7 protein-coding genes and 2 pseudogenes are annotated in these 15,263 nt (G+C 50.9%); 7 read left to right on the forward strand and 2 right to left on the reverse strand.

Annotation, left to right across the window (positions count from 1 at the left end):
• Positions 1 to 3: 3 nt before the first annotated feature.
• Both JCM10914_RS21010 and JCM10914_RS29360 read right to left on the reverse strand, forming a co-directional pair.
• Positions 4 to 939: a hypothetical protein gene (locus JCM10914_RS21010; protein ID WP_036719403.1), complete on the reverse strand. Its 936-nt coding sequence runs from the start codon at positions 937 to 939 to the stop codon at positions 4 to 6.
• Positions 932 to 1,084 carry a hypothetical protein gene (locus JCM10914_RS29360; RefSeq protein WP_023964404.1) on the reverse strand — a complete coding sequence of 51 codons (153 nt, stop codon included), beginning with the start codon at positions 1,082 to 1,084 and terminating at the stop codon, positions 932 to 934. Before JCM10914_RS29360 ends, JCM10914_RS21010 begins: the two co-directional genes overlap by 8 nt.
• 305 nt (positions 1,085 to 1,389) lie before the next feature.
• On the opposite strand from JCM10914_RS29360, the pseudogene JCM10914_RS21015 reads away from it, so the two are divergent.
• From JCM10914_RS21015 to JCM10914_RS21045, 7 genes and pseudogenes are all read left to right on the forward strand, one after another.
• Positions 1,390 to 3,173, forward strand: a pseudogene (locus tag JCM10914_RS21015) (VWA domain-containing protein).
• A 28-nt stretch (positions 3,174 to 3,201) separates the two neighbouring features.
• Positions 3,202 to 6,591, forward strand: a complete 3,390-nt coding sequence (locus JCM10914_RS21020; protein ID WP_023964410.1) for a tubulin-like doman-containing protein — start codon at positions 3,202 to 3,204, stop codon at positions 6,589 to 6,591.
• 1 nt (position 6,592) lies between these two features.
• Positions 6,593 to 8,976 (forward strand): annotated as a pseudogene (locus tag JCM10914_RS21025) (transcription initiation factor TFIID).
• Between the two features lie 32 nt (positions 8,977 to 9,008).
• Positions 9,009 to 10,286 (forward strand): VWA domain-containing protein, encoded by a 1,278-nt coding sequence (locus JCM10914_RS21030; RefSeq protein ID WP_023964416.1) that lies wholly within the window; start codon positions 9,009 to 9,011, stop codon positions 10,284 to 10,286.
• 16 nt (positions 10,287 to 10,302) lie between these two features.
• Positions 10,303 to 10,947, forward strand: a complete 645-nt coding sequence (locus JCM10914_RS21035; protein ID WP_023964418.1) for a hypothetical protein — start codon at positions 10,303 to 10,305, stop codon at positions 10,945 to 10,947.
• An 81-nt stretch (positions 10,948 to 11,028) separates the two neighbouring features.
• Complete coding sequence (locus tag JCM10914_RS21040; protein ID WP_036719404.1) at positions 11,029 to 12,288, forward strand: hypothetical protein; 1,260 nt, start codon at positions 11,029 to 11,031, stop codon at positions 12,286 to 12,288.
• A complete protein-coding gene (locus JCM10914_RS21045; protein ID WP_023964422.1) occupies positions 12,288 to 15,257 on the forward strand; it encodes a hypothetical protein in 2,970 nt (989 codons plus the stop codon). The genes JCM10914_RS21040 and JCM10914_RS21045 overlap by 1 nt, the downstream gene beginning before the upstream one ends.
• Positions 15,258 to 15,263: the final 6 nt, after the last annotated feature.

Below are 15,263 nucleotides of genomic sequence, written 5' to 3' on the forward strand. Positions count from 1 at the left end.
CCTCTAATCCCATTTTTGAAAATCAGGGTCCGAGCGGTAATGCTCATTATAAATAGCCGACACTTGGTCGCGCAGACCATTCCAGGTCAAGCCGGGATTGCGGCGCACAATCTGGTACAAGCGGAGGAAGCGCGATCTCGGGAGTCCGTCCGCATAACGGCGTATGAAGTCAGGGAAAATGTCGATGTATTTTTTCTTCCGGACGGCAGCTCCGGCAGCGTCGATCATAACCTGTCTGCCATGCTTCATCTTCAGAATGCTAGACTCATGAGCGAGCAAATATCGGATCGCGCTGCTCTTAATTAAATCGCGTTTGATCTTCGCGATTTCGCCGATGTAGTCAACCAAATCCGGATCAAAGTCTTCCAGCAGGAGGGACTCAAGCTCAAGCTCCATGTCTTTGCGCAGGCTGAAGCTTTGAAGCAGGACGATCTGCTGCACCCTGATGGGATCATTCTGAACCAGTGAGCCGATCTCCCGGACGATTTCATAACCGAGTTGAGCGTCTTCGTTAATGGCGGCAGCAGCTGTCGACTTGTTCAATTCCAGTCCTTCCAGAATCTGCTCTCGATGGCCGTAGAACAGCTTGTCCAGTGCGTGAAAGGTTTCGGACTCGAGTACGCGCCGCTGGACCTGCCATAACAACACGATCAGGACCAACATCACGGCGAAGGATATCACAATTTGCAGAAAGGTCTGGCTAAGAAGTACGGCAGAGAGCCCTATGATGTAGAAGAGAAGCCTGTCTTTCTGCATAGAACGCTTGGCATTGCGCTCCGCCAGCTCCAGTACGGGAACAAGCGAAGGACGCTTGCAGGAAGCGCAAGTGTCCTCCCAAAGGATCGTAAAATGGTGGCAATGTTTGCAAACTCTTAACTTTTCATAGATATATCTCGTCTTATAATAGGGGCGCAGTTGTACGGGTTTCTTCTTAACCATGTCGTTCCCTCTTCGGGTTAGCGACATCCATCAAGGTCTGGTGTAACTGCTCCGGTGCCTTGGCGTTCTTCTTACGTTTGTGATAAGCCGTGATCTTGATGATGACAAAAAGAAACAAAATCCCGAGACATCCGTATGTAATCATAAATATATTTCCTTTCCAGTGTCGTAATTGATGTGGAATCATGTGGAGTCGTGAAGCTTAAGCCTATGATAACACTGATTATGTTGAACTTTGGTAGCTATAATTATATCATATTGTCATAGTGCTGGCAGATTTTAGTGAACTCTATGGTATTTTCTATAGTAATATACCAAAGGCTTGCAAGAAATGTCGTCCATTAATTTAATTTTCATATCATTTTAAGAATAATGGCTTACAGTTAAATTTCGATGAGGGTAGATAAGAGCATCCGCAGATGCCGAACTAATTGGCGAAGGAGTAATTCAATGCGACGTATTCATAAATGCCTGCTATGCCTAATGGCAGCGATTCTGCTAATGGTGAGTTGGAGCGGGGGAGGCTTGCCTCAGGCAATGGCAGCAGCACAAGGCTCCAAGATTGATGCCGTACTGGTGATGGATGCCAGCAACTCGATGAAAAACAGCGACCCCGACCGGGTCAGCAACGAAGCGATGAAGATGTTCATCGATATGCTGTCTACGACAGGCGATAAAGTAGGGGTGGTCTCATATACCGACCGTATTCAGCGAGAGAAAGCTTTGCTGGAAATTCAGTCGGAAGCAGATAAGAAATCGCTGAAGGAATTTATCGATCAGTTGGATCGTGGCCCGTACACCGATATCTCGGTAGGTCTAGATGAGGCTGTGAAAGTGCTGAAACAGGGCATGGATCCTGCGCATGCGCCGATGATCGTCGTGCTGGCCGACGGCAACAATGAACTGGACCCAAATACCGGAAAGACTAATCAGCAGGCGTCGGAGCAGTTGAAGGCAGCCGTTGATGAGGCTAAGGGAAGCGGGATACCGATCTATACGATCGGGCTGAATGCCGATGGGAAGCTCAATAAAGAAGCTTTGGCCGACCTGGCCGATCAAACGGGGGGCAAATCTTTTACGACAAGTTCTGCGGACGAGCTTCCGCAAATATTAAGCGAGATATTTGCCAGCCATCAGCAGCTCAATATTGTACCGGTGAAATCGATTACCGGCAATGGCGACTATCAAGAGGTCACGGTTCATGTGCCGAATGGAAACGTACTGGAAGCGAATATCTCCATCATGTCCTCCAGCCCCGTGGACTTGAAGCTCATCGATCCGAGCGGAGTCGAGCAGACGATTCCATCGGCCAATGTGCTGCGCTCCACTTCCAATTCGTACTCTTTGCTCAAGTTATTGCAGCCGGAGCAAGGAGATTGGAAGCTGCATGTGAAGGGCGTGTCCCAAGACAAGATCGATATCAACCTCGTATTCAATTATGATCTGGAACTGATGATGGACCCTCCCCCTTCTTCGGTAAAGGCAGGGGATTCCATCGCTATTCAGGCCTATCTCGTCAGCAACGGCCAGAAACTGCAGGACTCGGAGTTGTATAGCAACATGACGGCCAGACTGCTGGTTAAGGATGTGGATACTGGTGATGAGTCAGAGGTGGAACTGGAGAACAAAGGCGATCGGTTTGAAGGGAAGTATCAGCTTCCGAAAGAACATGAGTATGAGCTAAGAGTGCGTGCAGAAGAACAGAGCTTCTATCGGGAGAGCGCATCTGTCACGATCAGTGCCAAGACGGGTTCTACCGCAGGCGCAGGAAGTCAACCGACAACGCCTGGCAAACCAGATGAAAAAGCATTTCCGATATGGCCCGTGGTTATAGGGATCGTTGCCTTGGCGGTCCTCGGGGCTGGCCTTGCCTTATTGGTCGGTTATGTGAAGAAATTGAATCAGGCTTTGTCGGCCAGATCGTCATCGAGATTCGCGACGAGAATACAGGTGAGAAGACCTTCCCGCAATATAAGAAGCTGACGTCGTTTAAAGGGAAGTTTAATCTGCATCAACTGCTGCAGCTTGCCCCGGAGTTGAAGGAGACCGAGAAGATGGTATTCAGGCCGGGCAAGAACGATCGCATCATACTTACGAATCATTCATCAGCTGTTGTGGAGAAGTCCGGGCGAGCGCTGGACGCTGCGAAGGGTACCGAGCTGAAGAACGGGGATCGCATTCGCGTGGCCCTGCAACAAACCGATAAGACCATATTATTGGAATACTTGGCCTAAGCGCCATCACTTAACTGGAGGGGAAGCTATGAAACCGGTAGTTAGAGAGCACATACAGCAGCTTGATGTTTCACTCGGAGGCGGGATTGTCAGCGAGAAGATCCGCGTTGATACGATCGATAATCCGATTCTTATCATTGGACTAGGAGGAACGGGAATCGATGCACTGCTGCGGCTGAAGTATCAGATTAACCGTCGCTTCAAGCTGCCCGAGGATCCGTTGTCTAAGAAAAGAATGGACAAGCCAGACAATGTCGAGTTCCTGGCCTTTGAGACCAATGAACAGGACAAAAATAAACGTTACAAAGGGATCGGTCTCGATCCGATCAATGAATTCGTGCTTCTATCGAATGCGGAGATCGGAGGACTGCTTCAGAATCGCAGCATCCTGGAGCCGTACATTACGGATTGGCTCTCGCCCGAGCTAAGCATTACCGACGGAATGAACGGAGCAGCCGGTGTCCGCCAAGCCGGCCGCTTGCTGTTATTCACGAAGATTACGCAAGTGGTTCAGGCGATCGACAAGAAGATTAAAACGCTGTCGGTCGGCACAAACAAAAAGCTGATGGTCTTCCTGCTGACTGGATTATCCGGCGGTACCGGCAGTGGCTGTTTTCTTGATATCGCTTATATTGTTCGCGGCATTATTGAGCGCGATCACGGATCGGCGGGTATTGATCGCGTAAACACGCTCGGTTACCTGTTTACACCGGATATCAATCTCGCGAACAAAAGCTTGAGCGAGCATACACGCGAGTACATCAAGAAGAACGGTTACGCAGCGCTCAAGGAGCTCGATTATTGGATGAACGTGGATGCCAGGGGGGAACGATTCAGGCAGCAGTACGGTAGTATTCTGAACGTGAATTCGCCGCTGCCCCCGTTTAATCTGTGTCATCTCATCTCCGCAACCAATACCGAAGGCAAACTGCTGGAGAACGCCTATGATTATTGCATGAATGTGACAGCGGAGAACATTACGAACTTCATGGCCAGTGAAGAGAAGCAATCGGGCGAAGAGTTCGCGATCCACGACTACATTAGCAATATCCGCACCAATATTGCCCAGATGAACAAGGCTTATCCTGCTAACTATGATTACAACATTATCGGGGCATCTTCGGCCGTGCTGCCGATTGAAGAGATGACCACGTATTTGGCATACCGCGTCTTTGGCAAAATGGAGACGATGTTCCAAAAGGCCCCAAGCCAAGAGGACGTGGAGAAGTTCGCGAGCAAGCTCGGCATCGATCTGGACTCAATGATCAAGAATTTCGAGTCCCGTGTACCGGAGCCGCTGCCTGGCTATCAGAACAGCGAACGACTCAGTTACGCCAATGTCGTGAAGAATCAAGTCATCAACATGGATACGGAGCTGGAACAGAACTTCCTGGCCCGTGCCCGCGAGGAATATATCAAAGCAAAGAAGCAGCTCCCGGGCGAGATCGTCAGTCAATTCAGCGATCAAGTCCGCCGTATGTTCCTGCATCCGGAACAAGGGCCATTCTATGTATCCCGTTTGATCTATACGGAGAAGGGGTTCAGCCTGCTCAAGATGCTGCTGTCATACATCGAAGCGCTGCGGGAGAATCTGACCCGGATACCGCGTGACATCGAGTCGGCCAGGGAACAAGCGGAAGATCGCTTGGGTGATGCGAAGAGCGCCTTTGTCTCCAAGGATAAGAAGAAGAATGTATATATTGAAGCCAAGATCAATGAATACTGGCTGGAAGCGGATGTAGAACGCACGGAGCAGCTAATTGAATTTTACGAAGATTTATATGATCTGCTTAATCAGGAGAACAACCGCATTTATAGCGTGTATACCGAGATTCTGAACGCGCTGAATTCAATCTTCGCCAAGAACGGGGATATTCTCGTGAACGGCGAAGAGCAGCAGGATCACAAGGGCAATAAGACGTATTATTGGAATCTCGTCAGCGTTCCCGATATCTCTGACGTGATCAACAAGATCATGGATCAAAAAGATGTGGACGATCTGATTCGCGACTTCGCACAAGAGCTGCTGAACCATGCCAATCGCTGGACGCGCGAGCAGGAGATTGATGTGGTAAGGTCCATCTCCGAGTTCCTGACGGATAAATTCGGTGATCTGATCACCCGTTCCATGGAGGATTTCCTGGTTATGAAATTCGGGCAGGAGGATTCCATCGAGAAATTCGTTGAGCGCAATATCGCCAGCAAACTGGATGAAGAAGCGGTACCGGTCTTCCATCTGAGCAACAGCGCGGGCAACCTATACTTCCCTTCCTGGGGATTTGTATCCGTTCCCGTTCAGGCGCCGAGCATCCTCAAGGGGATTCGCAATTATCAGAACAATTCGGTCGGTAAATCCCATTTCACCGTCAAGGAAAGTGAAGTGAAGAATCGAATCTTCTGGTTGAATACGAAGAACGGTGTACCGCTGTTTGTCTACACGCCGCTTAAGGTATATGAAGAGAGTTATGAACGCACGATTCTTGACAAGGAAGGCGTTGGGCGCCACTTGGTCCAGACGGATCGCAACAATTGGACGTACCTGCCGTCGCCGATTCCGGAGAAATCATGGGGCGAGACGTATCTCAATCCGCGCGTGCAGCATTATAATGCCCGAGTCCGCGCCGAGTTCGATCAGGCGCTTGAGTACAAAGTCATTACGCCGAAGGATATCGACCACAATACAAGCAGCCGTTATGCGGTTGTGTTCACGAAGCCATTCGAGCTCAGCGAGCTGCTCCGCGCGTATGACATGCAGCTTGAAAGTGCCAAGCCTAATCTTGGGGAAGTCAAGCGGGCATGGACGGAGCTGAAGCGGTTGATGAGCGAGGGCTTGGAGCCGGTTGGGTCCAAGGATATCTTCAGCAGCATTAACGAGGAGATGGCCAAGGAGAATCTGATTCGTTCGCCGGAGATGATCCGCAGCGTGCGGGAAGAATTGAAGAAGTATGCATCCATCGCCGCCACGATCACCGAGTTGGAGCGTCTGATCAGCGACAATCAGAACGAGGAGAAATGGCTTGATCAATTCATTGAAGCATTATACACCGGAACGATCACCAAGAAAGGTGCACTCTATGTCTATGATCGCGATCCCGAGGAAGACTCATGGGAGCCGTTCGCCAATCTGCTCAAGAGCGTAAGCCACGTTGAATACGATGTGTTCAGACACTTCCGCCAATTGGATGAGAAGAGCCGCAGTACGCTGCTGCGCAAAGCTTCACGTCGTGATCAGGAACTTACGGCGTCAGAGGACATTACGTCGCTGCTTGCCGTACTGGATGAATGGGCAGAACGCTTTATGGAAACGCGCGACCGGCTTGATTATGAGAAGATGGAGCTTGCCGACGGAGAAGAAAGGTATCAGTTCTACCGGCAAGTATCGGCCAAATTGAATGATATTCGCAGAAGGTTGAAATAAGATGAGAGAAATTCTTCGCCAGTATGCTTCCGGTTATGCCAAGTCGGAGGATCGTCTTACCTGGATGGAGGATGACCAGAGCAGCATCCACTATCCGGAAGTATACCTGTTCATCGGTGATAAAGTCGCGACTGCGATCGAGCCGATTATGGACATTCATGACCGCAAATGGGACAACAGTGCGAGTGTCATCTATTTTCATGTTGGGACGAAGCTGCATGCAAACGGTGCGGAGCGTGAAGACGCCCAAACCGCGGGGCGCATCCATACCTATCAGCTGCGACTGCCTGAAGCGGAAGGCGGTGCTCGTTCTTATCGAAGAGAGATGTACAAAGCCTTCTATGAAGAGAAACGGTACTTGTCCGAGTTAAACCAATCGATTCGGCAGCTCAGCCATCAGATCTCTGATTATGGACGAAACTATTCTTCATTCGATCGCATCCATCTGTCGATCATTACGCGCGTTGATGATCCGCTGAATGTGTTCATTCCGGAAATATCGCTGCTGGCCGATTCAATCTTCAAGCAATCGTTCAAGTCGGTGCAGATGGACCTGTACACACTTATCAATGAAAGAGAACAGATCGAATCCTATGGATACGACAGCTCTGTCGGTGTCGCCTTCCTAAGGGAGCTTGAGCGGATGCAGAGTCCGGATTACAGCTTCTCAGCTCCGTTGCAAGTAACGGAGGACGGCTTAACTATCCCGGTCGTACATTCAGCCTCATCGTTGTTCGATCTGGTCTATGTACTGTCTGATAAGAATGAGCGCGGCATATCGGATGCTGGGGCCCAAGATATCTATGAGATCATCTGTCATCTGGGATTACTCAAGAACCGCAAGCTGAAGGACGATGTGTACGACGGCATCAGAGGGGTCTATAACAATACGTCCTTTAAAAGCAATATCAGGACGGAGTCCGGTCGTCAAGGGTTCGTCTCGGCCGGCTTTGCCCGAGTCAAGAGGCCCAACGAACCGATCGCATTGACGGTGCTGTACCATTTCTGCCGTGGGCTGCTGCAACGGATGAAGCGAGGTGCTGATCCGGATATACATGAATGCATGGCGTATTTCGGCCTTCATCCGGAGCTGTCTCTGCTTCGGTCAGCCGGATGCTGCCAGATGCGGAGCTTATCGATGGGCTAAAGGGGATGATGTCGCATCCTGTCAGCTATGCACAGTTGAAGCGAATGACAATTCGAGAAGCGGAACGGGCTTTGTTCGGAGAGGGAAGTCAGCATTTCTTCCACACCAACTATGAACTGGAAGTGCAGAAGAGTCTAACGTCGCTGAGCACGAGGGAACTCCTGGAGCATTCGCTTCAGCAGTCCATGCTGAAGAATCCGCATATCGGCCTTTTTCAGATCGTTGAATGGACGGATGATCAAGCGGATGGAAGCATCGTGATGAAAGCGATCCGATCACGAATCCGCGATCTGGGTAGTCGACTCAATACGGAACGGGAAGAGCTTAATCGCTATTACGAGGAGCAGGTGGACAGCCAGCCGTTCAAAAAGCTGCCCTTCAGAGATAAGCAGAATGTGCGTCATTTCATTCGTTATTTTGTTGGTGAAGTGTATCAACGCCAATATGATCTGCTTCGGCTGGAGACCGAGCTTGCCTTGTACCGAAAGTATGAAGCGGGCATCGAGGAGCTTCACCAGCACTATAAACGGCAGGCGGATTTGCTGGATCAATTGGATGCAGAACTGTTGGATGCGGCGAAAGCCAGTATCCGTTCTGCGGATGATTATATCGGTCAGAATATGATGGAATATTACGGGCTGGTGACCGAGGAACTGATGTTGGAGCTGGAGAGCAAGCGCGGTGCGACGGTATTCTTCGAGGAACGGTATGTCGGTAATCTGTCTCTCCTTACAGGCGAGGGGACCGAGTCGATCATGGGAAATATGATTCGGGTCTGCTTGAGGGATTTATTAAAGGCGGAGCCGTTCGTGCAGACCTTTGAAGAGGAACTGCTGCGCCGGGCCAACGTAACTATCGACTATCATAATAAGCAGGTGCTTGCCAAAGAAGATTTGTTCAAGGTGCTGTACCGTAGGCTGGATGAGCACTCGGTTGCGCTGGTCAGACTCCTTGATTATACGCAGGAGCATCGTTATGAGGAGAAATATTTCTTCGGGGATGCGAATAGTGAATTTGTTCGCTATGCGATCCGTGTGGATGAAGCTCTGCGAGTGTATAAGCTTGGGGTTGTGCATGAGAAGCGCTCGAGTGGAGTGGAGAAGCTGAACCTAATGGGAGGCTTCCACCTGGAAGATCTGATGTATTATCGCAACGGCAGAACCTATTACGAGACGTATGTGGCTAATGGTTACGAGTTTCATGGAATAGAGTCGGAATTATTGCCGGAACTGCGTTAAGGTTCTGAATTAGATAAAGAGAGTAGGCGTGTATGGTGCAACGAAAAATAAATCCGCTCTTGCTGTTATTCAGCGTGATAGGCGGGGTCATCGGATTCGCCATCGGAGAATATTGGCTGCGCGTGTGGGGGATCGGGCTCCCCGTTATTTTCGTGACAGGGGTGTATTTCGGAATCCTTGCTTTCTGTATCGGCCTGTCGTGTTTATTGGCTGAGATCATCTCGCCCAGACTGAACGGGAGTTCGTGGAGACAGCGCTATACAGGGACGTCATGGAAGCTCCTGGTACCTTCTACGCTGGTAGCATTGTTCGCGCTGGGACTGTTGTTCGAATGGGTGTACCAGATGACTCCGGGCAGTCAGCCCAAGCCTGTGAAGGACATTGTGCTGGTAATCGATAATTCAAGCAGCATGGAGGATACCGATCCGAATCAGGACCGCTTCATGGCAGCCAAGAACTTGATCCAGCGGATGGACGAAGACAACCGGGTTGCCGTCATGCTGTTTGATCATACCGCGAATTTATTGCAGCCGTTCACGCGTGTTAATAATCAAGCGGCCAAAGATGAGATCATAACCGAAATTGACAGCCTGGTTACGTCGCAAGGTGGGACGGACATCGGCCTTGCGCTTAATGAGACGATGCAGCATATCCAAGATCAGCCGGGCACTGGCCGAAACGCCATGGTTATCTTGCTATCTGACGGCTTCAGTGAGACGGATCATGAGCGAGTGCTGGTGGAGTATAAGCAGCAACAGATCGCGGTGAATACGATAGGGCTGAACTTGATATATCAGGACGGCTCGGCGCTGCTGAAGACAATCGCGGCCGAGACGGGCGGACAATATTACGATGTGGAGAATGCTGCCGACCTGTCGTTCGTATTTCAGAGCATTTACGACAAGGATGTAGGCGAGCGCTCATTGCTGACGGAACGAACGGGTGCAGCGGCAAATAGCCTTTACTACCAGATTGGCAGAATTATCGCATTGCTCTTGATCGGAACTGCGATGGGCTTATCGCTGGGTCTCGTATTTGATAATCGTCATCTCGCGTTGAGCTTTAGCGTCGGCGGGGCGGTATCGGGCATGCTTGCCGGGCTTGTGCTGGAGTACGGCTTGGCCGGGGGGGAAGTCAGGGATGCACTTGTTCGTCTGCTGGCATGTCTGATTCTGGCGGGTGTACTGGCTTTGTTCACGGCGGTGATTCCTGTGAAGGAGAACAGCAAACTATATAGTCAGCATCTTGCGCAGCGACCGGGTCAATCCGGTACGAGACAGCGTCCGCACGATTCAAGCCGAGGATTCTAATCGGGAGGCATGTAACATGATGCAGTTTAGACAGGCAGAGCCCGGAGATTTGATTATTCAGGGGCTTAGTTATCAGGTAGATGAGGGCAATTGCACCCTTCGGTGGCATTGGCCGCCGGGTTTACAAGCGGTATATATACATCGCGAATTGAATAACGAAGGCTTCATATCGTCCGGGAGCCCGGATCCCAAGCGACTGCGGTTGTACACGCGTGATGAATTTAAGGCCAATAACGGTTATAAGGATCGCGTGGACGGCATTGGTCAGATGGCCTACACGGTGTACGCCTTATCGTCAGAAGATGGGGAGCAGACGTTACTGATCCAGTCGGATCAGTCTAACCGTATTCACTTTAGTACCGGTAAAGCCAAGCTGGTATACTCCGTTCGCGAGAAGAGTCGCTGGTTGCAGCCCTACAAGTTGATTGAGATTCAGGTGACAGCTGAAGTACCGGTTCCGAAAGAGGCGCTGTGTTATGTGAAGAAGCAAGGCGCTCATCCAGCCAATAAGGAGGACGGGATCATGTACCCGTTCGTGACGGACTTTGTGGCTGGGCGCAATACCTTGCCTGCTATCGAGGTGGCGAAGAACGATTATGTACGGTTGTTTTTTACGGACGGGAAGAGGTACGGATCGTTGTATGAATTGGTGTATAAATAGACATTCTGGACAAGCCGTATGACGAGAGATGAACTCGTCAAGGTCGGGAGTAAGCTACAGGTTTAAAGGGAGGAACACATGATGGGCATTTTTGATATGTTCAAGAAAAAAACGGAGCCGGAGCCAAGACCGTTGTTCTACGATATTGTGTGTCCGTACTGCTTCAGCAAATTTGAGCCGAAGGAGGTTGTCTTTCGGGCTGCCCACGACCGCGAGGACGATGAAGATTATGCGCTTGGTGAAGATGATGAGCTGAACCGCTATCGTGAGCGCTTTGGTCTTGATTCCGTCTACGATATAGAGGCGATTATTCGGCCTGGTGATATTCCCGAGGAGCATCATATCTATTCCGATCATGTACTGGTCGGACTGAATGACCGTTACGGCGTGATGACGCGCAGACGGTTATGCCCGAAATGCCATAATGAGCTTCCTGTAACCGCAGGTAAGGTGCCCAGCAATATCATCTCCATCATTGGCGCCTCCCAGGTAGGAAAATCGGTGTATATGACATCACTGATTCATACGCTGCAGCATACGACAGCTGATCATTTTGATGCGGCTTGCATGCCGCTTAATGCAGAGATCAGCCGCAAGTTTCGTACCGGGTATGAGGAACCGCTGTTTGAGCGCGGGGATTTGCTCGCATCGACTCAGAAGGAGAAGATGCAGGAGCCGTTTATTTTTCAATTCGTATTCAAGGATGAATCAAAGCCGCCGTTAACGCTTGTGTTCTTCGACGTAGCGGGAGAGGGTATGGTGGACGAGGATTATTTGGGCCTTCACGGTCAACATATCAAGAACTCAGCGGGGATTCTGTTTATGGTCGATCCGCTTCAGATTCGCTCCATACGCGAGAAAATTCGCTTGAAGTTCGGCGATCAGCCGGGTGAATGGGTGTCGCAGTACGATGAACCGCGCGATGTGGTGCTGACCATGTTCGGTGATTTCATTGCGTATGAGGACAAGGGCAAGACGGATATTCCGACTGCCGTTGTGCTGACGAAGAGCGATATGCTGCATGCGCTGAAGGATGAGGATGGCGAATATGTGAAGCTGAACAGCAACATCTTCAACAATATGGTCCACCGCAAGCATTTGAATCTGACGGAATTTGAAAATATTGACGGCGAGATTCGACGTTTCATTGAGAAGGTCGATCGTCCGTTCAAGGGAACGATGGACGTCTATTTCTCGAATGCAGCGTATTTTGCGGTTTCTGCCCTTGGGAGCAATCCCGTCGATCAGAAGCTGCAGAGCGTAGTCAGCCCGATTCGGGTGGATGAACCTTTCATCTGGCTGCTGTACAAGCTGAAGTATATTGAGGGGAGGGAAGACTAGTGCCGGATGTTCCTTCCCGAAACATACAGCAACAGATGTACACACGGGAGCGCCGGGGCGTATTCCGCGCCGCCGAAGGGTTCGACACGGTGGCTCGGTCACCTGGGTTAGAATCCTCCTTCATCAAAAAGGTGCTGCACCCGTTCTGCCAATACGAAGCTCCGGCTGAGCTTGCTGCGCGGAGTGAGAAGGAGGCGGCGGTATATCCGTCCGCCCTTCATCTGTTCCATACGGATGCGGGGGAGACCGTGCTCGGGCGGAGCGTGTTCCAGCCTGCGGATTTTACGGGACTTCGCAGCGCCTTTTTCACGCATCACTATGTGATTCCGCCCGGATTCATGGCCGATGATCGCTGGGCTTACCGAACGTGGCTTCAAGCTGATTTTGCTTCTCATTACGACGTAGAGCAAGGAATCGATTTGCCCGAACTTAACGGGCTTCCCGTTGACGCTGGAATGAGCCTGATCACAACGCCTGCGAGGATCATGAGTTTGCTGCAGGAACTGGGCGTCGACGAGAAGGTATTCAAACAGTTGATCTATGCGTGCATATCTGCGGCTTCAGGCAAGAAAAAGGTGTACATTGTCCTCGATGTGCCGGTCGAACAATTGTCGGAGAAGGCTGAGCAGTTGCTCGGCGTGCTGTTTGCCGCTCTTCCGTATGCGCTGCGGCAAGTATTGGGGTTCATATCGTATGCCAAGGAACCCTATAGCAAAAAGGGTCTTCATCTGATGTTTGTGGAGAAGGGCGGTCTGCGCCTGAGTGATCGCAGCATCGAGAAGGATTACTTATTCGAGCTAGCTGCCGGCAGAGTGATCAACGTGGACCTGAAATGGTCGGAACAGCCGTTTCTTGATTTTGCATGGGAGACCTTACGCGACCCTGGACGAGCAGAACGTTTCTTCGAGTTTGCGCAGCTGATGCTTTCTGATATGGAGCCTGCACAGAAGATCGATGTGCGGAGTTATCATGATCTGTGTATTTTATTCCAGATAGAAGAAGGACGGGAAGAGTTGTATGCCGACCACCAGCGTGCCGTGCTGCGAGCCATTCTGTTCTACCTGAGCCCGCTTGGGGCGCATGGGATCAAGCAGCGACTGGATGATCTGTTCCATTCCCGCTTTGCCCTTGAATTCGAGCTGGTGAAGGGCGGCAGCGTGCCGAATGCAGCCGTTGCGGGATATATCAAGGATTATCACCACATCAATCCGCGTCAACATAACGACGCCATCGTGGAATATTACATTCGTTCATTGAACAATGCGCTATCGAAGCAGCGTCAGGATGTGACGGAGGCGCTGTATAGCTTGCTGGAGGGAAGCCCCTCTTTGAGTCGAGCCTTTTATGCCCGGGTTCTGTCCAGTCCTGGACTCCCTGAACTCTTGTTCGATCCGTATATGAAGGCCAGAATGAAGCAGACGGCGACGCCAATGGATCAGATTGATCTTACTAGCTTATGGGTGCGAAATCATCCGATACTGTTGGAGTATGAACCCTTTATTAAACTTGTGGAATCTCAACTTGCAGACAAGCTGCAGCGTGAGGCGGATCCGGTACGAACCGTTAATTCACTACTGGATTCATTGGACCGTCTGGAGCATGATGCCAAACAGGGCATCGGCCGTTATCCAGGCGGTACCGCCTTTGCAGACCGCATCATCTATTGCGCAAACCTCTTCCTCTTACGCGAGGTAGAGCCTGAGCAATTGAGTCAAGCGCAGCTGCTGGAGATCGGTTTCCTGCAGATGCCAAAGGATGTTCAAGGCTGGGCAGCTCGCTTTGATTCCCGGATTCAATCGAAAGTGAGGGTCATGCTTGCACTCCACCAATGGTTTAGCAGGCCCGAGGTGAAGGCCGAGGTACTGTCGCCGCTATCCGCGAAGGAGAGAGAACGGGCACAACAGATCGTGCGGAAGTGGCTGCAGCATGACGTAGGCCCAGCCCGATATGAGAGTATTACCCTGGCTTTTTGCACGGACGTTGAATCCGGTGCCATCGACTACAGAGCATTGCTTCAATATTTGCACAAGCACAGTCCTAGCCCGGAGAATGTGTACCAGTACTTACAATGGTCTACGAAACAGCCGGTATTTGTGAGACCCCGCGGACTGGTGCCCGCATACGCGTCTGCGATTGTGCAATATTTTAAGAGTCATGACCGGGAAGCGTTCAAAAATAAAGCATACGTGAAAACGTATTTCAGTTCTCCGCCAGCCGTTCTCAAACCGGTCTATATGAAGGCAAGGGCCGAGCTGGCTTCGCCGCTCGTCAGGTTTATCCGCAGGAATCGCAGGCTGGTAAAGATAGGTTCCACCCTCGTGCTGATCGTTTTGGCCGTAGGGATATTCCTGGTGATCCAAGGCCGTGATGAGGGGCCGGATCAAGCGGATCCAGGTCCGGTTGCTACACCACCGCCTACTACGCTAGAATCCGAGAAGCCGCTGTTGACAGCGGCGGAGGTGGGGGAAGGCGAGCAGGCTGTGACCGAGCTGGTGTTTCATTTTGAGCCAACTGCTGCTTGTAGTGAATTCAGCGTGGATGAGATTCAGATTGTAAGCAAGGATGGCAGTACCATGTTCGAAGCGGCGAGTCCAGCAATAGAGCGGCTGTGCGGGGATGAGGCAACAGGGGAAACGACTGCGGGTGATGCGGGAGATGATGCGGATACTTCTGCCAATGAGTCCGATCAGAATACCGAGGTTCCTGATGGAGAAGATCCAGCCGACTCGAATACGGGGGGAGAGACGCCGTCTGGAGAGCATGACGGTGTCACTCCGGACGAAAAATCGTACCCGAATAAGGTTGTATTAAAGCTGGATCAACTGCTTGATCCAACTGCCATCGATAAGGTTGTGGTAGATCAAGAGACATATGAGCTGTCAGAAGAAAGTGCATTTTCTGCAGGACGAGAGTCCGAAAATCAGAACGGTGATGAGGTTAATGAGTCAACGGATAAAGATGAGGAATAAGCAATA

Origin of the sequence: Paenibacillus sp. JCM 10914 (assembly GCF_001315105.1) — a bacterium.
GTDB lineage: Bacteria > Bacillota > Bacilli > Paenibacillales > Paenibacillaceae > Paenibacillus_AQ.

What these genes read in the sequence shown, in the direction of transcription:
- JCM10914_RS21020 (WP_023964410.1), top strand. Translation starts at nt 3,202, where the DNA reads ATGAAACCGGTAGTTAGAGAGCACATACAGCAGCTTGATGTTTCACTC.
- JCM10914_RS21010 (WP_036719403.1), bottom strand. Translation starts at nt 939, where the DNA reads ATGGTTAAGAAGAAACCCGTACAACTGCGCCCCTATTATAAGACGAGA.
- JCM10914_RS29360 (WP_023964404.1), bottom strand. Translation starts at nt 1,084, where the DNA reads ATGATTACATACGGATGTCTCGGGATTTTGTTTCTTTTTGTCATCATC.
- JCM10914_RS21035 (WP_023964418.1), top strand. Translation starts at nt 10,303, where the DNA reads ATGATGCAGTTTAGACAGGCAGAGCCCGGAGATTTGATTATTCAGGGG.
- JCM10914_RS21030 (WP_023964416.1), top strand. Translation starts at nt 9,009, where the DNA reads ATGGTGCAACGAAAAATAAATCCGCTCTTGCTGTTATTCAGCGTGATA.
- JCM10914_RS21040 (WP_036719404.1), top strand. Translation starts at nt 11,029, where the DNA reads ATGGGCATTTTTGATATGTTCAAGAAAAAAACGGAGCCGGAGCCAAGA.